14 protein-coding genes, 1 tRNA gene and 2 pseudogenes are annotated in these 20,030 nt (G+C 69.9%); 4 read left to right on the top strand and 13 right to left on the bottom strand.

Annotated features, from left to right (window positions below):
* Positions 1 to 165: 165 nt before the first annotated feature.
* The 3 genes from QC826_RS25765 to QC826_RS25755 form a co-directional block, all read right to left on the bottom strand.
* Positions 166 to 366 carry a hypothetical protein gene (locus QC826_RS25765; protein WP_279763025.1) on the bottom strand — a complete coding sequence of 67 codons (201 nt, stop codon included), beginning with the start codon at positions 364 to 366 and terminating at the stop codon, positions 166 to 168.
* Positions 367 to 1,139: 773 nt separating this feature from the next.
* A tRNA-Phe gene (locus QC826_RS25760) sits at positions 1,140 to 1,215 on the bottom strand.
* A gap of 11 nt (positions 1,216 to 1,226) precedes the next feature.
* Positions 1,227 to 2,126 carry a LytTR family DNA-binding domain-containing protein gene (locus QC826_RS25755; protein WP_279763024.1) on the bottom strand — a complete coding sequence of 300 codons (900 nt, stop codon included), beginning with the start codon at positions 2,124 to 2,126 and terminating at the stop codon, positions 1,227 to 1,229.
* 282 nt (positions 2,127 to 2,408) lie between these two features.
* Here QC826_RS25755 and QC826_RS25750 point away from each other — a divergent pair, with 282 nt between their 5' ends.
* The 3 genes from QC826_RS25750 (at position 2,409) to QC826_RS25740 (ending at position 6,876) form a co-directional block, all read left to right on the top strand.
* Positions 2,409 to 3,986: a carboxylesterase/lipase family protein gene (locus QC826_RS25750; protein ID WP_279763023.1), complete on the top strand. Its 1,578-nt coding sequence runs from the start codon at positions 2,409 to 2,411 to the stop codon at positions 3,984 to 3,986.
* Positions 3,987 to 4,190: 204 nt separating this feature from the next.
* A complete protein-coding gene (locus QC826_RS25745; protein ID WP_279763022.1) occupies positions 4,191 to 5,711 on the top strand; it encodes an ice-binding family protein in 1,521 nt (506 codons plus the stop codon).
* 22 nt (positions 5,712 to 5,733) lie between these two features.
* Positions 5,734 to 6,876, top strand: coding sequence for an OmpA family protein (locus QC826_RS25740; RefSeq protein WP_279763021.1), 1,143 nt, complete (start codon positions 5,734 to 5,736; stop codon positions 6,874 to 6,876).
* Positions 6,877 to 6,928: 52 nt separating this feature from the next.
* On the opposite strand, the gene QC826_RS25735 is transcribed toward QC826_RS25740, so the two are convergent.
* From QC826_RS25735 to QC826_RS25700, 8 genes and pseudogenes are all read right to left on the bottom strand, one after another.
* Positions 6,929 to 7,318: an EAL domain-containing protein gene (locus tag QC826_RS25735; RefSeq protein WP_279766602.1), complete on the bottom strand. Its 390-nt coding sequence runs from the start codon at positions 7,316 to 7,318 to the stop codon at positions 6,929 to 6,931.
* A gap of 67 nt (positions 7,319 to 7,385) precedes the next feature.
* A pseudogene (locus tag QC826_RS25730) lies at positions 7,386 to 7,658 on the bottom strand (EAL domain-containing protein); the annotation flags it as partial.
* Positions 7,659 to 7,705: 47 nt separating this feature from the next.
* Positions 7,706 to 9,238, bottom strand: a complete 1,533-nt coding sequence (locus QC826_RS25725) for a GGDEF domain-containing protein (RefSeq protein ID WP_279763020.1) — start codon at positions 9,236 to 9,238, stop codon at positions 7,706 to 7,708.
* A 321-nt stretch (positions 9,239 to 9,559) separates the two neighbouring features.
* On the bottom strand, positions 9,560 to 10,345 hold the full coding sequence (locus QC826_RS25720; RefSeq protein WP_279763019.1) for a transporter substrate-binding domain-containing protein: 786 nt from the start codon (positions 10,343 to 10,345) through the stop codon (positions 9,560 to 9,562).
* A complete protein-coding gene (locus QC826_RS25715; protein ID WP_279763018.1) occupies positions 10,342 to 12,252 on the bottom strand; it encodes a GGDEF domain-containing protein in 1,911 nt (636 codons plus the stop codon). Before QC826_RS25715 ends, QC826_RS25720 begins: the two co-directional genes overlap by 4 nt.
* 412 nt (positions 12,253 to 12,664) lie before the next feature.
* Positions 12,665 to 13,342, bottom strand: a complete 678-nt coding sequence (locus QC826_RS25710) for a type 1 glutamine amidotransferase domain-containing protein (protein ID WP_279763017.1) — start codon at positions 13,340 to 13,342, stop codon at positions 12,665 to 12,667.
* 82 nt (positions 13,343 to 13,424) lie between these two features.
* Entirely contained in the window at positions 13,425 to 14,588 is a 1,164-nt protein-coding gene (locus QC826_RS25705; RefSeq protein ID WP_279763016.1) for an iron-containing alcohol dehydrogenase, read from the bottom strand.
* A gap of 135 nt (positions 14,589 to 14,723) precedes the next feature.
* Complete coding sequence (locus QC826_RS25700; RefSeq protein WP_279763015.1) at positions 14,724 to 15,329, bottom strand: TetR/AcrR family transcriptional regulator; 606 nt, start codon at positions 15,327 to 15,329, stop codon at positions 14,724 to 14,726.
* A 448-nt stretch (positions 15,330 to 15,777) separates the two neighbouring features.
* Here QC826_RS25700 and QC826_RS25695 point away from each other — a divergent pair, with 448 nt between their 5' ends.
* Positions 15,778 to 16,164, top strand: a complete 387-nt coding sequence (locus tag QC826_RS25695; protein WP_279763014.1) for a hypothetical protein — start codon at positions 15,778 to 15,780, stop codon at positions 16,162 to 16,164.
* A gap of 38 nt (positions 16,165 to 16,202) precedes the next feature.
* Here the strand turns inward: QC826_RS25695 and QC826_RS25690 are convergent, their stop codons facing one another.
* Positions 16,203 to 18,881 carry a GNAT family N-acetyltransferase gene (locus tag QC826_RS25690; RefSeq protein ID WP_279763013.1) on the bottom strand — a complete coding sequence of 893 codons (2,679 nt, stop codon included), beginning with the start codon at positions 18,879 to 18,881 and terminating at the stop codon, positions 16,203 to 16,205.
* Positions 18,882 to 18,927: 46 nt separating this feature from the next.
* Positions 18,928 to 19,858 (bottom strand): annotated as a pseudogene (locus QC826_RS25685) (histone deacetylase family protein).
* Between the last annotated feature and the right edge of the window lie 172 nt (positions 19,859 to 20,030).

The raw sequence follows: 20,030 nt of genomic DNA, 5'->3' as shown, positions 1-20,030 counted from the left end.
CGCTCCTCGGCAAGCCTCGATCCGCGCTTCACTCCAGAAACGACAACGCCAACCTGCGTGGGTTGGCGTTTTGCGTTGGAACTGTTCTTGGTGGCCCGGGGCGGAATCGAACCACCGGACACAAGGATTTTCAGTTCAGTCGCCTGCGCTTTCGCTTGCTGTCGTCTACTTTTCGCGCCAAGCGGTGATGGGCTGCGTGGGCATGGCTTGCTTAAAGATCTCGACTGAATCAGCCATCGCATGTTCGTGAGACATATAGATTGGTTTCCCAACGACCAGCGGAATTTCCTCGCTGTCTTGATACACTTCAACATAGTACCGTCCAGTAGTGCGATCCAAGACGGTTTCGATTCGGAACTGAGCCATTTTTAGTCCTTTTCGGTTGCGATTGATTCAGGGTGGAAGGCTGGATGCCAAACGTGGGCTTGAGTACTTCAGTTTTCTTTGTTATTTCACAAAATTAGGCGATAAACTGCCTAGCCCGTCTGCCTACTTGAGAAATGGGGCATTAACGCTTTCAATGAAGCTCCTAATTTGATTGGCGAGCTCACCGCTAGTTCCTTCGCCCTGAAAAACGATTGCCCCGGTTGTCTCATAGACATTCAGAACAAGACCATTCGTGAATTTGTACATGCTCTGGCCATTTGGCTTATTAGCTAGGTCATGGTCGAAGTTGCTGAGAAAAGTTTTCAGCATATCTAGTTTTACGCACTTCATTATTTCTTCCTCTGTTGAAAAGCGTCATAGACGCACTGTTGACAACGTCGTGAATATTGGGCGCTCCGCTATCGATCTTCTAAGTTAGCGGGAGTACGGAAATTTCCCCATGGAATCCTCCATGACGATTAGGATAATATATTTCCTCCTTGTAATACTCACGTTTCATCACGTTTTGCCTTCTAAATGTCGGGAAAAACAGCGGATAAGCGCGACAAGCGCGACAAGCGAGAGGATTTGTCTATTGGGTGACGCGCTGCACATGCGGCATGCTATTTCAATAGCTAAATGAGTACTTGGAAAATTCGGATGGTAGTGCGACAGGAGGGAACGGGGCCAGAAATAGACCGGACACAAGGACTTCGTGTGCCAGAAACAAAAACGCCGATCTACATGGATCGGCGTTTGGTGAGGCATGTTCTTGGTGGCCCGGGGCGGAATCGAACCACCGACACAAGGATTTTCAATCCTCTGCTCTACCAACTGAGCTACCAGGCCAAGGCGCGCAATTATAGCAGAACATCGGGCCGCTGCCAGCGCGCGCGCAGGGCGGCGCGGTAGCTGCGGCTGACGCGCAGCTCGGCCCCAGCAGCCAGGTGCAGGATGGCGTCGCCGTTGGCCGCCGTCTCGATCTGCCGGATGCGGTCGAGCGCGACCAGCATGCGCCGGTGGATGCGCGCGAAGCGGAGCGGGTCGAGCCGCGACTCCAGGTTGAGCAGCGTGTCGCGCACCAGATGCTGTTGCGGGCCGGCGTGCAGCGCCAGGTAGTTGCCCTGGGTTTCGATCCAGTCCACCGTCGCCAGGTCGAGATAGCTGCTGCGCCCCTGCGCCTTGATTTCGATCCGCGTCAGATAGGGCGGGGCGCACGCCGGGGCCGCCCCGGCGTCGGCGGCGGCAAGCGTCACCGTCGCCGCCGGAACCGCGCCGCGCTGGCGGAACAGCTGGGCCGCGTGAACGAAGGCCAGATAGGCGGCCAGCACACATAGCAGCAGGGAGAAGTCGGCCACCAATTGATCGACCAGTTGGGCCGGTGTCGGCAGCCAGCGGCCCTGGTAGATCCACGCCGCCAGCAGGCCGGCGATGGCGATCAGCGCGAAGGCCAGCGCGGCGGCGCTGGCCGCCTGCGCCAGCAGGTGGCGCCAGCGCGCCGGCCCGGCCAGCGGAAAGCGGCGCGACAGCGCCAGCAGCAGCGGCGTCGCCGCGCTGCCCAGCAGGGCGGCGACGGCGATGCGCAGAACCTCGTCGGCCCAGCCCAGCGCGTGCCCGGCCTGGTGGGCGCGCAGCACGTTGCCCGGCTCCAGCAGCAGCAAAAAAGCCAGCCAGTACAGATAGGCGTGGGCCTGCCGGCGCAGCCACGGCGGGCAGCGGCGCGGCGTCGCGCCGGACGGCAAAAAGGGCAGGGTCAGCATGCCGACGATTCTAGCAGGCCGCCGCCGGCCGCCCCGGAACGGCGCCGCAAACGCCGCCGCAAAGCCTTCGAAAAGCCGCCGGGAGCCCGCCGAAAGCCACCCGAAAGCCATCAGAAATCCTCCCAAGGCCACCCGAAATCCTCCCGTAGCCCGCCCGAAAAGGCCCGGAATGCGGCGCCCAAGGGTTTTTGTGACGAAGCGAGGCAAGGCTGGGACGGTCCGGTCTGGCCCGGCGCGGGCGGTGGCGCGACACTGGCCGCCTGTTCATCGAGAGGAGTCGTCATGCTGAAGTTCCATCGCGCCCTGGCCATGCTGGCCATGCTGCTGTTCCCATTCCATCCCGCCGGCGCGGCCCCCGGTGCCGTGGTGCGCACCGACACGGGCGCCGTGCGCGGCGAGCGCGCCGCCGGCCTGGACGTGTATCGCGGCCTGCCCTTCGCCGCCGCGCCGCTGGGCGAGTTGCGCTGGCGCGAACCGGCCCCGCTGGCGCCCTGGCCCGGCGTGCGCCCGGCCACCGCCTTCGCCCCGGCCTGCATGCAGCAGGGCGTGTCGATGCCGGGCGAGACGCCGCCCGCCGTCAGCGAGGACTGCCTCTACCTGAACATCTGGGCGCCGGCCCGGCGGGCGGGCCGGCCGCTGCCGGTGATCGTCTGGATCCACGGCGGCGGCTACAACAACGGTTCGGCCAGCATGCCGCTGTACCACGGCGACGCGCTGGCGCGCCGGGGCGTGCTGGTGGTGACCGTGGCCTACCGGCTCGGCGCGCTGGGCTTCCTGGCCCATCCGGAGCTGACGCTGGAGTCGCCCCACCACACCTCGGGCAACTACGGCCTGCTCGACCAGATCGCCGCGCTGCGCTGGGTGCGGCGCAATATCGCGGCCTTCGGCGGCGATCCGCGGCGGGTCACCGTCGCCGGCCAGTCGGCCGGCGCCATGTCGGTCAGCGCGCTGCTGGCGGCGCCCTTGGCGCGCGGCCTGTTCCAGCGCGCCATCGCGCAGAGCGGCGGCATCTTCGAGCCGCTGCAGCTGGCGCCCGGCTACCGGCTGGACAACGCCGAGCGCGACGGCGCCGCCTTCGCCGCCGCGCGCGGCGCGGCCACGCTGGCGCAGCTGCGCGCGCTGCCGGCGGCGCAACTGCTGGGCAACGGCGCCGAGGCGCTGGCCCATCCGCTGGTCGACCCCCACGTGCTGCCGCTGACGCCCTACGAGGCCTATGTGCAGGGCCGCCAGCACGACGTGCCGCTGCTGCTCGGCTCCAACGCCGAGGAGGCGCGCGCCCTGGTCGACGTGGCCGGGGTGACGGCGGCCGGCTTCGCCGCCGGCGTCGAGCGCAGCGTCGGCGCGCTGCCGCCGGCGCTGCTGGCGGCCTACCCGGCGGCCAGCGACGAGCAGGCGCGCGAGGCGCGCCTGGGCCTGGAGCGCGAGCTGCGCTTCGGCTGGGACATGTGGGCCTGGGCGCGCCTGCACGCCGCCGCCGGCGGCCGCCCGGCGTACTACTACAGCTTCGCGCGGCGGCCGCCGTTCCCGGCCGCCTCGGTGTACGCCGGCTGGGGCGCCAGCCACTTCGCCGAGCTGTGGTACATGTTCGACCATCTGGCGCAGGCGCCGTGGGCCTGGTCGGACGGCGACCGCGCGCTGGCCGACAACATGGCGCGCTACTGGGTCAACTTCGCCAGCGGCGGCGATCCGAACGGCGCCGGCCTGCCGCGCTGGCCGGCCTTCGGCGGCGCCGACCCGGCCGACCAGCTGCTGCGGCTGGAGGCGCCGATCCGCGCCGGCGGCGTCGAGCAGCTGGAGCGCCTGCGCGTGTTCGACGCGGTCTACGACGGCGTGCGCGGCCGGCCCTTCGGCGCGCGCTAGCGGCGCCGCCGCTGTGTTGTTGAACGAGACAATGTTTGCGCGCGCGGCGGCGCAATGCGCGCCAGCGAACATACCGTCCCCTGGGGCGCGTGGAATAGTGGCCGCACTGGCTTGCTGTTGAGTAGCGGGCCAGTGTCGTCGATCCGGTGGGTGAGTCCATCCGCCGGCAATCGACGCCACCCGCGCACACCAAGGAACCACGCCATGAACGTCCTCAAGGGATACCTACAAAAATCCACCCTCTCGCTCGGCCTGGTGTTGGCCGTGCTGGTCGCCGGCTGCGGCGGCTCGGACCAGGGCCGCGCGCCCATCCTCGGCCTGCCCGCCGCCGAATTGCTGGCGCTGGCAGTCACGCCGGCCAGCGCGTCGGTCGCGCAGGGCCTGAGCCAGCAGTTCGTCGCCACCGCCACCTATGCCGACCGCACGACCCAGGACGTCAGCGCGACGGCGCAGTGGAGCTCGGCCGCGCCGGCCACCGCCAGCGTCAACGCCGCCAGCGGCTTGGCGCTCGGCGTGGCCGGCGGCAGCGCCGCGATCAGCGCCAGCTTCGGCGGCAAGAGCGCGGCGGCGACGCTGACCGTGCTACCGCCGGCGCTGCTGTCGATCACCCTGACGCCGCAGAACCCCGTGCTGCAGCCGGGCGCCACGCGCCAGCTGGCCGTCACCGCCAGCTATGCCGACGGCAGCTCGGCCGACGTCAGCAACGCCAGCGTCTTCAGCGCCGCCAACCCGGCCGTCGCCAGCAGCACGGCCGGCGGCCTGGTGGCCGGCGTCGCCGTCGGCAGCGGCCAGGTCGGCGCCAGCTTCGGCGGCCAGAACGCGACCACCACCGTGACCGTCGCCAACGTCACGCTGAGCAGCATCGCCGTCACCCCGGCCAATGCCAGCGTGGTGGTCGGCGCCGGCCAGCAGTTCGTCGCCACCGCCACCTACTCGGACAACTCGACGGCGATCATCAGCAACACCGCCGTCTGGAGCTCGAACGCCGCGCCGGTCGCTAGCGTCAACAGCAGCGGCATGGCCAGCGGCGTCGCCGTCGGCAGCGCCAACATCAGCGCCAGCGCCGCCGGCAAGTCCGGCAGCGCGCTGCTGACCGTCGCCGCCAGCTTGCCCACGCCGCCGGCGGCGGCCTCGCTGAACCTGGGCCGCGCCGCCAGCTTCGCCGTGTTGGCCGGCACCTCGATCACCAACAACTCGGGCGGCACCACGCTGATCTCCGGCGACGTCGGCTCGCCCTCGCAAACGGTCGATCCGACCCAGGCCGCCGGCTACACCAACTACAAGTCGGGCGCCATCCTGAGCGGCGCGCTGGCCGACCTGCAGGTCGCCATCGCCGACGCCAACGGCCGCACTTGCGACGTCAGCTTCGCCGGCGGCGTCGACCTGGGCGGCCTGACGCTGCCACCCGGCGTGTACTGCTACGCCGGCGCCATCAACATCACCGGCACGCTGACCCTGAGCGGCCCCGGCGTCTACATCTTCCGCAGCGCGCTGACGCTGGACGCCACCGCCAACGCCATCGTCGCGCTGAAGAACGGCGCCACGGCGGCCGACGTGAACTGGCTGCCGGTCGGTCCGACCACGCTGGGCGCCAACGCCGTCTTCAAGGGCAACGTGCTGGCCCAGGCCGCCGCCATCACCGTCGGCGACAACACCACGCTGCTCAACGGCCGTGTGCTGAGCGCCGCCGCCGTCACGCTGCGCAACAACCAAATCGCCAAGTAAGCCCACCCGCACAGGACACCATATGAACAGCGCAAACACCATCTTCACCCTGGGCGCCTTGGCGGCCGCCATGCTGGCCGCCGGCGCGGCCCGCGCCGAGGACACCTTCATCAACCCCGAGTGGGCCAACAGCGCCTGGTATGTCGGCGCCGGCGTGGGCCAGTCGCGCGCCAGCATCGACCAGGAGCGCCTGGAGCGCAGCCTGGCCGCCCACGGCGCCGTCGTCACCGCGTTCGGCAGCGACGAGCGCGACACCGGCTACAAGCTGCTGCTCGGCCGCCAGTTGAACCGCTACCTGGCGGTGGAGGGCGGCTACTTCGACCACGGCAAGTTCCGCTTCCATTCGACCACCAACGGCGGCGGCGTGCTCGACGGCGAAGCCAGCTTCCGTGGCATGAGCCTCGACCTGGTCGGCCAGCTGCCGCTGTCCGAGCGCTGGTCGCTGCTGGGCCGGGCCGGCATGCAGTACGCCCGCAGCCAGAGCCGCTTCGGCGGCAACCGCCTGCTGGCGGTGACCGATCCCGAGTCGAGCGAACGCAAGCTCAACGCCAAGCTCGGCGTCGGCCTGGAGTACAAGTTCAGCGAGGCGCTGGCGCTGCGCGGCGAGGCCGAGCGCCACCGCGTCAACGACACCGTCGGCAACCGCGGCGACGTCGACCTGTACTCGCTCAGCCTGGTCTACAAGCTGGGCCGGCCGGCCAACCCCGCGCCGCGCGCCTATGTGCCCGAGGCGGCGCCGGCGCCGGCCGCGCCGCCGCCGGTGGAGGTGGCGCCGGTGGTGGCCGCCGCGCCGCAGCCGACGGCCGTCAAGGTCACCCTGGCGGCCGACGCGCTGTTCGACTTCGACCGCGCCGTCGTCAAGCCGGACGGCAGGGCGGCGCTCGACGCGCTGCTGGCCAAGCAGCAGGGCGTCACCGTCGAGGTGATGCTCAGCGTCGGCCACACCGACTCGGTCGGCACGGCCGAGTACAACCAGCGCCTGTCGCAGCGCCGCGCCGAGGCGGTCAAGGCCTATCTGGTGTCGACCGGGTTGGACCCGGCGCGCATCTACACCGAGGGCAAGGGCGAGACGCAGCCGGCGGCCGACAACCGCAGCGCCGCCGGCCGCGCGCAGAACCGCCGCGTCACCGTCGAGGTGGTCGGCACGCGCGGCGCCGCCCGGTAGTCCCCGCCGCCCGGTCCGCGCCGCCGGCGCGGCGCCGGGCGGCCCGGGCGGCTCAGGCGGCCCGTTCCGCCCGTGCCGGGCCGTCCGCCAGCCGCGCCAGCAAGTCCTCCAGCGGCATGGCGCGGCCGTACAAATATCCCTGCAAACAAGCGCAGCCGTTGGCCGTCAAAAAGTCGGCCTGCGCCTGCGTCTCCACGCCCTCGGCCACCACGCGCAGGCCGAGGTGGCGCGCCATCGCCAGGATCGCCTGGACGATGGCCCTGTCGCTGGCGTCGTCCGGCGTGTCGCGCACGAAGCTGCGGTCGATCTTCAGCTCGTACAGCGGCATCTTCTTCAGGTAGGCCAGGCTGGAATAGCCGGTGCCGAAATCGTCGATGGAAAAGCGCAGACCCATCGCCGCCAGCTCGTGCATGCGGGCGATGGTCTCGTCGAGTTTCTCGATCAGCAGGCCACTCGGTCACCTCGAGGATCAGCAGCGCGGCCGGCGCGCCGCTGGCGGCCAGGGTGCGCCGCACCTGCGCCACGAAGTCGTCCTGGCGGAACTGGCTGGGGCTGACGTTGACCGACAGCGGCAGCGGCCGCCCGGCCGCCTGCAGCCGCAGCACGGCGGCGCAGGCCTGCTGCAGCGCCCACAGGCCGAGCTGGCGGATCAGGCCGCATTCCTCGGCCACCGGGATGAACACCGACGGCGCCACCATGGCGCCGTCGGCGCGGCGCCAGCGCATCAACAGCTCGGCGCCGACCACCGCGCCGTCGCGCTCGACCTGCGGCTGCAGGTGCATGCTGAGCTCGCCGCCGGCCAACGCGGCGGCCAGGTCGCGCTCCATGCTCAGCCTTTGCTCGACGTCGGCCTGCATGGCTTCCTCGAAGAAGGCGATGCCGTTGCGCCCGTCCGCCTTGGCGCGGTACATCGCCGTGTCGGCCTCGCGCAGCAGGCCTGCGCCGTCTGGCCCCGTTGCGGCAGCAGCGTCACGCCGATGCTGGCGCTGGACTGGTAGGACTGGCCCTCGATCTCGACGCAGTCGGCGATGGCGCGGCGGATCTTTTCGGCCACCAGCAGCGCGGCGTGGCTGGCGCCGGCGACGTCCGGCGCCAGGTGGGCCAGCAGCACGACGAACTCGTCGCCGCCGATGCGCGCCACCGTGTCGGCCTTGCGCATCAGGCCGCCCAGGCGCGCCGCGGTGTTGCGCAGCAGGGCGTCGCCGGTGGCGTGGCCGCGCGCGTCGTTGATGTATTTGAAGTGGTCGAGGTCGATGAACATCACCGCGCTGACGCTGCCGCCGCGCTGCGAGCTGGCCAGCAGCTTGTCGAGCCGGTCCATCAGCAGGCGCCGGTTGGGCAGGCCGGTCAGCACGTCGTAGAAGGCGAGCCGGTGGATGTCGTCCTCGGAGCGCTTGCGCTCGGTGATGTCGCGCTCGACGGCGACCCAGTGGGTGTTGTTGCCGCCCTCGTCGGCGAAGGGCACCAGCTCGGTCTCGACCCAGTAGGCCTCGCCGGCCTTGGTGTAGTTGAGCAGCTCGGCGCGCACCGCCTCGTTGCGCGCCATCGCCGCGCCGATGCGCGCCAGCGTCTCGGCCTCGGTGCCGGGCCCGCGCAGCAGGCGCAGGCCGCGCCCCAGCACCTCGTCGCGGCGGTAGCCGTTGCGCCGCTCGAAGGCCTGGTTGACGAAGATGATGCGCTGGCCGCTGTCGCCGCCGGCGTCGACCTCGGCGATCAGCACCATGTCGTTGAGGCGCGCCACGGCGGCCGCGGTCAGGCGCAGCTCGGCGTTGAGGGTCTGCAGCCGCGCCTGGCCCTGCTCGAGCGACAGCGTGCTGGCGCGCAGCTGCTCGAGCGAGCGCGCCAGGTGCTGCAGCAGGACGGCGCAGGACAGCGTCAGCACGGCGCCGATGAAGAGGAAGTTGAGGGTGACGATGGCCGACTTGAGCAGGGCGTAGTCGGGCACGCCGTCGAAGTGCAGGCGGCCGTTGGCCTCGTAGCCGAGCAGCATCACCGCCAGCGCGGCGGCGGCCAGCGACCACAGCGCCGGGCGCAGGCCCAGCAGCAGCGCCGCCAGCAGCGGGATGGCCATCAGATAGATCTGGCTGACCGGGCCGATCTTGAGCAGCAGCACCACGCCGACCAGGTAGGCGACGGCGAGGAAGTTGAGCACCCGGCTGCGGTAGGACAGGCCGGTCCAGCGCCAGATGGTGGCGATCCAGCCCAGCGCGACCACGTCGCAGACCACGATCGCCCACATGCCCTCGCTGGCCGCCAGCAGGGCGCTGGGCACCGCCGTGGCCAGGCCCAGCACCAGGATGGCCAGCAGCAGGCGGGCGAAGATTTGCGCCCGCCAGTGGGCGATATCGTTCGGCGCAGCCACAGGATAGCCCTCCGTGAGCGGAATGCATGGTTGTACGAATGATATGGCCGGGCCGGGCGCGCCGTTGGCGGGCTGGGCCGTTCGATTCGATGTTACCCGCAAACGCCGGCGCTGTCACCGGCCGGCGCCGCGCCGCGCGGCGTTGTGGCGCCGGCTGTGGTTTCGCCGTCGCCGGCGCCGCCGGCGGCCTACTGGAAGGCGGCCATCAGGTCGATGAAGTCGGTCAGGCTGCGGCCGAAGTGGCGCTTCCAGATCTGGTTGGGCGCCGAGTCGGGCCGGCGCCGGCCGTCGTCGAAGAACCGCTGGGCGGCCTTCTGCAGGTCACTTGTCGTCCTTGCGGAAGCCCCAGCCGATCAGGTCGGTCGGGCCGACCGGGAAGGCCACGTTGGCGTGCTTGAGCTGGTGGGCGCCGGCCCACAGGGCGATGTCGGCGTCGATCAGGATGAAGTCGACGGCGCCGGCGTCGACGGCGGTGAACAGCGCCGGCGACAGCAGGTAGTCGATCCGCGCCGGGTTGGCGGCGAAGGCGCCGCGGTTCTGCTGCTCGACCCAGTTCAGCGCCGCCGTGTCGCGGTTGACGCCGGCCAGCTTGCCGGCCAGGTCGGCCACGCCCTTGACCTGCGCCGCCTTCTGGCGCGCCACGATGGCCATCAGCCGGCTGGGGAAGAGGATGACGAAGTCGAGCTTCTTCAGGCGCCATTCGTTCTGCACCAGGTTGGCCGGGTAGAGGTCGCACCTGCCCGAGGCCAGCGCCTGCGGCGTGTAGCTGGCCTCGCGCACGGTGCGGCCGTCCTGGTTGAAGAACTGCTCGTCCCAGTAGAGCCGCTCGAACCTCGGCTTGACCTGGCGGCCGAGGGTGTTGGCGAAGGCGCCGCTCAGCTCGGCGACGGTGCCGCTGGCCTTGCAGTTGTGCCGGCAGCCGGCCGGCTCGAACACGGCCGAGGCGGGATGGTCCGAGGCGATGCAGACGCGCAGCTCGCCGCTGCGGCGGATCTCGGCCAGCGAGCGGGCCTGCGCCGTCGCCGCCAGCAGCAGCGCCAGCAGCAGCGCCCATTTCGGCGGCCATGCCCGGCCGGCGCCGGCGCCGGCCGGGCGGCGCGCGCTCACGCCGGCACCTGGCCGGCCGGCTGGGCCGGGCCGGCCGCGCCGGCCTGGGCCGCCGACGCGGCGGCGGCCGCCACGGCCGGCGCGGCGGCCTTCCCGGCGCCGTCCGGGCCGCCCTCCAGCTCGACGCGGTCGCGTCCGCCCGCCTTGCTGCGGTACAGCGCGCGGTCGGCGCGGGCGATCATCTGTGCCAGCGTGTCGCCCGGCGCCACGCTGGTCACGCCGAAGCTGCAGGTCTTGCCGCCGCCGACGCGGAAGAGGTGGCCGGCGATCTGCTCGCGCAGCTTCCCGGCCAGCAGGGCGGCGCCGTCCAGTTCGGTGTCGCGGCACACCAGCAGAAACTCCTCGCCGCCCCAGCGGCCGACCACGTCGAGCGCCCGCGTGCCCGTGGCCAGCAGGTCGGCCATCTCGGCCAGCACGATGTCGCCGGCCTGGTGGCCGAAGGTGTCGTTGACGCGCTTGAAGTGGTCGACGTCGAGCAGCACCAGGGCGAACGGGGTGCCGCAGCGCTGGTAGCGCTTGATCTCGTCGTCGAGCACCTGGTCCAGCCGCAGGCGGTTGCACAGGCCGGTCAGGCGGTCGGTGATCGACAGGCGGTCGAGTTCGCGGTTCTTCTCCTGCAGCTGCTCGCCGAACGCCTGCTGCGCCAGCAACGCCTGCTGCAGCTGGCCGGTGCGCTCCTGCACCTTGCGCTCGAGCGACTGGTTCAGCTCCTGGGTCCGGGCGTCCTGGGTGGTGAGCAGCTGGTTCTGGTTCTCGATCAGGGCGATCTTGTCGTGGATCGCCGCCTGCAGGCGGGCGAAGCTGTGGGCCAGCCGGCCCAGCTCGTCGTGGCGGTCGAGGCCGTCGACCTTGGGCATCCGGCCGCTCGGCGTGGCGGCGTCGGCCTCGCCGGCGTGGTAGCGCGCCAGCTGCTCGGCCTTCAGGGTCAGCGTCAGGATCGGCCCGGTCAGGCGGCCGGCGAAGTAGATCGCGCAGCAGACGCCGAACAGCAGGGCCAGCAGGCCGAGCGCGGCCGACAGCGCGACCAGCCGCAGCACGGAGGCGCGGATGTCGTCGCGCGAGGCGACGCCGACGATGGCGAAGGGCGTGCCGTCGAGGTGCTGGCGGCGGAACACGATCGAGCCGTAGCGCTCGGGGATGTCGCTCCAGCTGCGCCAGGCGGCGCTGGCCTGGCGGAAGTCGCCGCGCTCGCTGCCGACCAGGCCAGGCTGGGCCGGCAGCACCACCTTGCCCGACAGGTCGCTGGCGGCGATCGAGACGAAGCCGCTGTGGCCGATGCGGATCTGGCCGAAGAGTTTTTGCTGGATCTGCGCGAAGTCGAGCAGCAGCACCACGCTGGCGCCGGGCAGCGGCCGGCCGTCCTTGAACACCGGGCGCTTGAGCAGCAGCACCTGCTGCGACGGGCCGGCGCGCAGGCGGCGCAGGTCGAGCACGCTGGCGCCGCGCGCCGGCAGGCGGCCGATCAGGGCCAGCCCGGCGGCCACGCCGTTGCCGTCGCGGCTGAACTCGAAGCGCTGGTCGTCGCTGTAGAGCACCTGCTGGTCCTGGACCAGGAACACCTGGCTCAGCCAGGGCTCCTGGGCGCGGATCTTGCCGAAGAAGTTGTGCAGGTTGGGCACGAAGATGCCGGCCACCTCGGGGTCGCCGAACATGGCGTCGACCAGCGGATGGACGGCCCACTGGTCGAGCGCGCTCTCGCGCACCTCGATGAAGTTGCCCAGCAGGGCGGCGCTCTGGCCCAGGCTCTGCGCCAGTTGCGCGTCCGACTCCTGGCGCAGGCTGCTGGCGCCCAGCAGCGCCATCACGCACGTCAGCAGGCACACCACGGCGACCACGATGGCGCCGGTCATGGCGATCAGTCTGGCGCGGATGGAGTGCTTCAGGATGTGGCGGATGGCAACAATCATCGTGTGCGGAGTCGGTTGAAACGCCTGCGGGCTCGGGGCGGGCGGATGTTGTGTATTGGGTAAGGATGCTACCGACATTGTCCGGCGCGGTCCAGCGCTGCGCCACCGCCCGGTCGGTCTGACGACCTTGGCAATTGATTTGCCAAAATTACAGGCTATTTTACCCCACGCAAGGATCGGTGCCGAGATGAAAGTAATGCATGCGCTTCCGTGGCGCAGGCGGCGGCGCCACCGGCTTGGCGGGGCGCTGCGCGGCGGCCCGGCGGCGGCGCCAGGGCGGCGACGAAAAACGCGCCGGGCGGTGGGCCGGGCGCGTTGCGCCGGCATGGCCGGCGGGCGGGTTCGGGGGACGGGCGCGCCGCGCGGGCGCGCGGCGCGTTGGCGGCCCGGGCCGCTGGCCCGGGCCGGCCGCTCAGCGCAGCAGCGCGAGCAGGGCGGCGGCGGCCGCCTCCGACGAGGCCGGGTTCTGCCCGGTGACCAGCAGGCCGTCGGTCTGCACGTAGGACTGCCAGTCGGCCGACTTCGAGTAGACGCCGCCGCGCTCCTTGAGCATGTCCTCGACCAGGAAGGGCACCACGGCGCTCAGGCCGACCGCCTCCTCCTCGCTGTTGGTGAAGCCGGTGACGCGCTTGCCGCGCACCAGCGGCGTGCCGTCGGCCGCCTTGGCGTGGCGCAGCACGCCGGGCGCGTGGCACACCGCCGCCACCGGTTTGCCGGCCGCCAGCATCGCCTCGATCAGGGCGATGCTGGCGCGGTCCTCGGCCAGGTCCCACAGCGGGCCGTGGCCGCCCGGGTAGAACACGGCGTCGAAGTCGGCCGCCGCGACGTCGGCCAGCTTGCCGGTGGAGGCCAGCGCGGCCTGCGCGGCCGGGTCGGCCTTGAAGCGGGCGGTGGCGGCGGTCTGCGACTCGGGCGCGTCGCTCTTCGGATCGAGCGGCGGCTGGCCGCCCAGCGGCGACACCAGCGTCAGCTTGGCGCCGGCGTCCTGCAGCGTGTAGTAGGGCGCGGCGAACTCCTCCAGCCAGAAGCCGGTTTTGTGGCCGGTGTCGCCCAGTTTGTCGTGCGAGGTGAGTACCATCAAGATGTTCATGTCGATTCCTGTCGTGTGCTTGCGGCGCGGCGGCCGCTGGATGGGCGGACGCCGTGGCGCCCGCCGTGGAGGGTGTTGCGGCCTACAGCGCCGCCTCGAGGATGACGCGGCTGCGCGCCAGGTCGATGTCGCGGTGCTCGCCCAGGCTGGTCATGCCGTGCTCGGCCAGCTGGGCCAGCACCGCCTCGACCGCCTCCTGGCCCAGCTGGTAGCCGGACAGGCGGGTGGCGATGCCGACGCTCTCGAAGAAGTTGCGGGTGGCGGCGATGGCGGCGTCGATGCGCTGCTCCTCGCTGCCGCTATCCTTGGCGATGCCCCAGACGCGCTCGCCGTACTGCAGCAGCTTGGCGCGCTTCGCCTCGCGCTGCACGTTGAGCAGCGCCGGCAGCACGATGGCCAGGGTGCGCGCGTGGTCGATGTCGTACAGCGCGGTCAGCTCGTGGCCGATCATGTGGGTGGCCCAGTCCTGCGGCACGCCGGCGCCTATCAGGCCGTTCAGGGCCAGCGTCGCCGTCCACATCAGGTTGGCGCGGGTGTCGTAGTCGTCCGGCGCGGCCAGCGCCTGCGGGGCGATCTCGACCAGGGTTTGCAGCAGGCCCTCGGCGAAGCGGTCCTGCGCCAGCGCCTGCACCGGATAGGTCAGGTACTGCTCGACGGTGTGGACGAAGGCGTCGACCAGGCCGTTGGCGATCTGCTTGGCCGGCAGGGTGAAGGTCTTGCTCGGGTCGAGCACGGAGAACTTGGGGAACAGCAGCGCGCTGCGGAAGGGCAGCTTGGCGTGCGTCGCCTTCAAGGTGACGACGGCGCCGTTGTTCATCTCCGAGCCGGTGGCCGGCAGGGTCAGCACGGCGCCGAAGGGCAGCGCCTGCTTGACCTTGGCGCCTCCGCTCTGGGCGATCTCCCACGGCTCGCCGCCGTACAGCGCGGCGGCGGCGACGAACTTGGTGCCGTCGATGACCGAGCCGCCGCCGACGGCCAGCAGGAAGTCGAGCTGCTCGGCGCGCACCTTGGCCACGGCGCCCATCAGCGTCTCGTAGCTGGGGTTCGGCTCGATGCCGCCGAACTCCTGCACCACGCGGCCGCCCAGCGCGGCGCGCACCTCGGCCAGGGTGCCGGTCTTCTCGGCGCTGGCGCCGCCGAACAGGATCAGCACGCGGGCCGTTTCCGGCACCAGCTTGGCCAGCTTGGCCACGGTGTTGGCGCCGAAGACGATCTTGGTGGGGTTGTGGAATTCAAAATTCTGCATGTTGCGCTCCTAAATTAGACTGGTCGTCTAGCGTGGGGGTGGAAAAAACGCGCTGGCGACGGGCCGGCGCGGCAGTTCGGTGCTTCGGTTTGCTGCTGTCTTGCGTGTTTCGGTTGCCGCTGTTCGTTGCCGCTGTCAGTTGACCGCCGTGGCCGGCAGCCGCAGGATAGCCAGCGTGGCCCGCAAGGCGCCGTCCAAGGCGCTCGGCTCGCGCCGCAGCTTGGTCAGCATGGCCGCGCCCAGCCACAGTTGGTACAGGGTCAGCGCGGTGTGCGCCGGCTCGGCGACGTCGCGCAGCGAGCCGTCGGCCAGCGCCTGTTCGATGCACACGGCGATCCGGGCGACGATCTGGTTGGTGCCGCGCAGCAGGGCCACGCGCATCGCCTCGGACATGTCGGCCACTTCGCTGCTCAGCTTGACCACCAGGCAGCGGCAGTCGTTGCAGGTCTCCTGCTCCGGCCCGATCCAGCTGCGCCAGTAGGCCATCAGGCGCTCGGCCGAGTTCAGACCGGGCTGGCCCAGCAGCACCTCCATGTGGGCCAGGTACTCGGCCATGTAGTTTTCCAGCAGCGCCTCGCCGAACAGCTCCTTCGACTTGAAGTAGTGGTAGAAAGAGCCCTTGGGCACGCCGGCCGTCGTCAGGATCTCGTTCAGGCCCACACCGGCGAAGCCCTTGCCGGTGATGATGGACTTGCCCGTGTCGAGGATGTGCTGGCGGACGTCGTGGTGTTCAGTGTTCATGGATCGCATCATACATCAAAAATAGACCAGTCGTCTAGTTGGCGATGCAATGGGATAGCGGGACCGTATGAAGGATCAAATTGTCCGGCCTTAGGCCTTGGTAAGATGGGGATTGTGTATGTCGCTGGCCCAGAAAAAAGTAAAGGCGAGGAGACCTCGCCTTATACCTTGCTTGTTGGTGACCCTGTGCAGCGCAGGGGGAGAGGTCTCACACGACACAAATTCCGGGGCATCGATGGTGTTCCGCCGCTAGCTATGGTCCCCCGGGACAGCTAGTTTTGCGCTCTTCATCGATAATTATAGCGTCTCTGATGGTTGTTGCCGAATTTGTTTGCACGCTTTTGGCGAATCTGTCCGTACGGGAAAACGCCGGCCCCGACGCACCATCCCTGGCCGGAACTTGCCGCGTGCTTCGGGCACTCCCACCCATGAAGTTGGAGTATATTGAATGAGAACTTTGGAGATTTTCGATCTGCGGATTGCTGCCGTACATGGGCTTGGCGGCGAAGGAGGCAATGTTATGGACGTGCGGCATGAAGAGTTCATGGCGATGGCGGATGCCTATCTTGGACCACGTTTTGACCGGGAGAAGTTGGCACAAGTGGAATCCTTGCAGCTCGCTTTGCGTGAGGCTCAGGCCAGCTTGTACAGGGAGTTGGATGCCTGCGAAATCGAACGCGCCCGCTACGTGGACGAAGTGAACAAGGTCCACGTGGCGATCGCGTTGCAATGCGAGGCGATTCTCGGGCCGTCGGATTTCGTCAAGCTGTTCGGCATGACACCTTCGGAAATCGGCGGTCACCTCGACCGCGAACTATTCCTCGCCCAAGTCTAGGTTCACCGCGTCTTGAAAAACGCCGGCCCGCGCCGCCGTCACAGCGCCTTGCTGCACATGCGGAAGTCCGGGTCTTCCTCGTAGGACTCGATGTGGAAGCCCAGGCTGGCCATCAGCTTGAGCATGCCGCTGTTCTTGACCAGCACCAGGCCGTCGATCTGGCTCAGGCCCTTGTCGCGCGCCACGTCCATGATCGCCAGCATCAGCCGCGTGCCCAGGCCCTGGCCGCTGAAGCGGTCGTCCACCACCAGCGAGAACTCGCAGCTGCTGCGGTCCGGGTTGGCGATGTAGCGCGACACGCCGATGATGTGGGACGTCTCGACGAAGTCGCCGTCCGGCCCCGGCGCGCGCACCGTCTGCACCGCCACCAGCGCCATCTCGCGGTCGTAGTCGATCAGCGTGTAGCGCGCCAGCATCGGCACCGACAGCTCGCGCAGCGAGGAGGCGAAGCGGTAGTAGCGCGACTTCTCCGACAGGCCGCGCACGAAGTCCTGCAGCATGCAGGCGTCGTCCGGCTGCACCGGGCGCAGCGTGTACTGGCCGCCGCCGCGCATCGGCCAGTCCTGCGTGTAGTTCGACGGGTAGGGCAGGATCGCCAGGTGGTCGTAGACGTCGGCCGAGGGCGGCGCCGCGTCGATGACGATGCGGGCGTCGACCACCAGCGCGCCGTGCTCGTCGACGATCAAGGGGTTGATGTCCATCTCGCGCAGCTGCGGCAGGCCGCACACCATCTCCGACACGCGCAGCAGCATGTGCTCGACCGCCTCGCGGTGCGCCGGCGGCGCGCCGCGCCACTCGCCCAGCATGTCGGCCGAGCGCACCCGGCCGATCAGGCGCTGCGCCAGGAACAGGTTCAGCGGCGGCAGCTCGATGGCGCGGTCGTTGATCAACTCGATCATGGTGCCGCCGGCGCCGAAGCTGATGGCCGGGCCGAACAGGTGGTCGGTGACGACGCCGATGTAGAGCTCGCGGCCGTTGCGCTTGCCGGCCATCTTCTGGATCGTCACGCCGTTGATGCGCGCCTCCGGCTCGAGCCGGCGCACGGTGGCCATCATGTCGGCGTAGACGTCGCGCACGGCGGCGGCGTTGAGCACGTTGAGCACCACGCCCTGCACGTCGGACTTGTGCGAGATGTCGGGCGAGTCGATCTTCAGCGCCACCGGGTAGCCCAGCTGGCTGGCGATCAGGATCGCCTCGTTGGCGCTGCGCGCCAGGATGGTCTGGGTGATCGGGATGTGGAAGGCCGCCAGCAGCGCCTTCGACTCCATCTCGGTGAGCACCTTGCGCCGCTCGGCCAACACGCTCTCGATCAGCAGGCGGGCGCCGTCCAGGTCGGGCTGGGCCAGCTGCGACAGCGGCGGCGGGGTCTGGTGCAACAGCTGTTGGTTCTGGTAGAACGAGGCGATGTTGCTGAAGCCGTCGACCGCCGCCTCCGGCGTGCGGAAGGTGGCCAGGCCGGCGCCGTTGATGATGCGCCGCGCCTCGCCGACCTTCTCGTCGCCCATCCAACAGGTCAGCAGCGGCTTGCCCAGGCCGGCGTTGAGGGCGCTGACCGCCTCGGCCACGGCGGCCGGGTCGCCGCCCAGCTTGGGTGAGTAGATCACCAGAATGCCGTCGATCTGGGCGTCGCGGGCGCAGGCCTGGATGGCGGCGCAGAAGTGCTCCGGGCCGGCCTCCTCGGACAGGTCGAGCAGGTTGGCCAGCGTGGCCTGGGCCGGCAGCAGCGGCGCCAGCGCCTGCGCGCCGGCCTCGGACAGGTGGGCCAGCTGCAGGCCCAGCTCGCCGATCCAGTCGGCCGCCAGCACGCCGGGGCCGCCGCCGTTGGTGACGATGGCCAGCCGCGGGCCGACCGGGCGGTAGCGCGAGGCCAGGCATTTGGCGGCCGAGAACAGCTGCACGAAGGACTTCACGCGCACCGCGCCGGTGCGGCGCAGCGCGGCGTCGAACACCTCGTCGCTGGCGACGATGGCGCCGGAGTGGGTCAGCGCCGCCTGCGAGGAGGCCGCCGCGTTGCCGCCCTTGAGCACCACCACCGGCTTGGTGTTGGCGGCGCCGCGCAGGGCCGACATGAAGCGGCGCGCGTCGGTCAGCCCCTCCATGTAGATGACGATGCTCTGCGTGGCCGGGTCGGTGGCGAGGAAGTCCAGCGTCTGCGCCAGGTCGACCGCCGTGTTGGGGCCGAGCGAGACGACGGTGGAGAAGCCCACCGCGTTCTTGCTGCCCCAGTCGAGGATGGCGCTGGTCAGCGCGCCGGACTGCGAGATCAGCGCCAGGCTGCCCGGCTGGGCCAGCGGGCCGGCCACGCTGGCGTTGATGTTCAGGCGCGGCCGTTGGTAGCCCAGGCAGTTCGGCCCGAGCAGGTGGATGTCGTGCTTGCGGGCGATGGCGTGCAGCTCCCTGGCCAGCGCCGCCGGCACGCCGGCCGAGATGACCAGCGCGGCGCGGCACTGGATGCGGCCGGCCACCTCCAGCGCGAAGGCCAGCTCCTCGTTGGGCAGGGCGATGATGGCCAGGTCGGCGCGCGAGTGCGCCAGGTCGGCCAGGGTGCCGCTCATGCCGACGTCGAGGAAGGTCACCGGGCCGGCGAAGCCGCCCTGTTCCAGCTGGGCGCGGATGCTGCGGCCGTAGCCGGTCTGGCCGTCGGGCGCGTCGGCCTTGCCGGCGAAGACCACCATCGACTTGGGGGAGAACAGGGGGCTGAGGTAGTGGGTTTCCATCGTCGTATCGCTTAAAAAAAATGTGGGCCGGGGAGGCGGCTGGATGCTAGTCGTCCAGTCCCAGCAAAACCTTGACGTGGGCGGCGGCGCTGCGCGCCAGCGAGGACAGCTCGTAGCCGCCCTCCAGGCAGGAGACGATGCGGCCCTGGCAGTGGCGCTGGGCGACGGCGACGATCTGCTTGGTGAGCCAGGCGTAGTCGGCCTCGACCAGGCCGAGGTTGCCCATGTCGTCGTCGCGGTGGCCGTCGAAGCCGGCCGAGACGACGATCAGCTGCGGGCGGAAGCGCTCCAGCGCCGGCAGCCACTGCGCGCTGACGGCGGCGCGCATCACGTCGCCGCCGGAGCGGGCCGGCAGCGCCACGTTGAGCATGTTCGGACCGCGCGGCTGGTTGCCGCAGAAGGGGTAGATCTTGTCCTCGAAGATGGAGCACATCAGCACGCGCTCGTCGCCGTGCAGGATGTCCTCGCTGCCGTTGCCGTGGTGGACGTCGAAGTCGACCAGCGCGACCCGCTCCAGGCCGTGCACGTTGAGGGCGTGGCGGATGCCGACGGCGACGTTGTTGAAGAAGCAGAAGCCGCCGGCGGCGTTGTGCTCGGCGTGGTGGCCGGGCGGGCGCACGTTGCAGAAGGCGCTGCCGGCGCCCTTGCCCAGCACCAGGTCGACCGCCAGCACGGCGGCGCCGGCGGCGCGCAGGGCGGCCCGGTAGGTGTGCGGGTTCATGCTGGTGTCGGGGTCGACCTGCACCGAGCCCTCGACCGGCGAGAGGGCGGCCATGGTGTGGATGTGCAGGAGGGAATGGGCCTGGGCCAGTTGCTTCTCGCTCGCCAGCGGGGCGTCGAAGGGCTGCATGAAGTCGAGCACCGTCCTTGATCAGCAACATGTCGTTGATCGCGCCGATGCGCTCGGGCGACTCGGGGTGTTGCTCGCCCATGGTGTGTTTCAGGCAGTCGGGGTGGGAGATATAGGCTGGCAGCATCGTGGGGCGGGACCGGTGGGGGTTGCGTTGCGGGCACACGCGGCGCCGGGCCGGCCGTGGTCGTGGGTGAAACCAATATAGCGTGTTTCAGTGTAGTGAGATAGATCAAATAATTCGTTGATCCAAATCAAAAAAGCCATCCTGCTTGCGCGGGATGGCTTTCGGGGCGGAG

The sequence above is a fragment of the Rugamonas sp. DEMB1 genome (genome assembly GCF_029834475.1).
In the GTDB taxonomy this organism is placed as follows: domain Bacteria; phylum Pseudomonadota; class Gammaproteobacteria; order Burkholderiales; family Burkholderiaceae_D; genus Rugamonas; species Rugamonas rubra.
The sequence above is the reverse complement of the archived record's forward strand: the minus strand, read 5'-3'. Positions and strand labels throughout refer to the sequence as shown.

Excerpts from the sequence above, each read along its gene's own strand:
- QC826_RS25765 (WP_279763025.1), bottom strand. The coding sequence starts at position 366 with ATGGCTCAGTTCCGAATCGAAACCGTCTTGGATCGCACTACTGGACGG.
- QC826_RS25755 (WP_279763024.1), bottom strand. The coding sequence starts at position 2,126 with ATGCTGACCCTGCCCTTTTTGCCGTCCGGCGCGACGCCGCGCCGCTGC.
- QC826_RS25750 (WP_279763023.1), top strand. The coding sequence starts at position 2,409 with ATGCTGAAGTTCCATCGCGCCCTGGCCATGCTGGCCATGCTGCTGTTC.
- QC826_RS25745 (WP_279763022.1), top strand. The coding sequence starts at position 4,191 with ATGAACGTCCTCAAGGGATACCTACAAAAATCCACCCTCTCGCTCGGC.
- QC826_RS25740 (WP_279763021.1), top strand. The coding sequence starts at position 5,734 with ATGAACAGCGCAAACACCATCTTCACCCTGGGCGCCTTGGCGGCCGCC.
- QC826_RS25715 (WP_279763018.1), bottom strand. The coding sequence starts at position 12,252 with ATGATTGTTGCCATCCGCCACATCCTGAAGCACTCCATCCGCGCCAGA.
- QC826_RS25710 (WP_279763017.1), bottom strand. The coding sequence starts at position 13,342 with ATGAACATCTTGATGGTACTCACCTCGCACGACAAACTGGGCGACACC.
- QC826_RS25705 (WP_279763016.1), bottom strand. The coding sequence starts at position 14,588 with ATGCAGAATTTTGAATTCCACAACCCCACCAAGATCGTCTTCGGCGCC.
- QC826_RS25700 (WP_279763015.1), bottom strand. The coding sequence starts at position 15,329 with ATGAACACTGAACACCACGACGTCCGCCAGCACATCCTCGACACGGGC.
- QC826_RS25695 (WP_279763014.1), top strand. The coding sequence starts at position 15,778 with ATGAGAACTTTGGAGATTTTCGATCTGCGGATTGCTGCCGTACATGGG.
- QC826_RS25690 (WP_279763013.1), bottom strand. The coding sequence starts at position 18,881 with ATGGAAACCCACTACCTCAGCCCCCTGTTCTCCCCCAAGTCGATGGTG.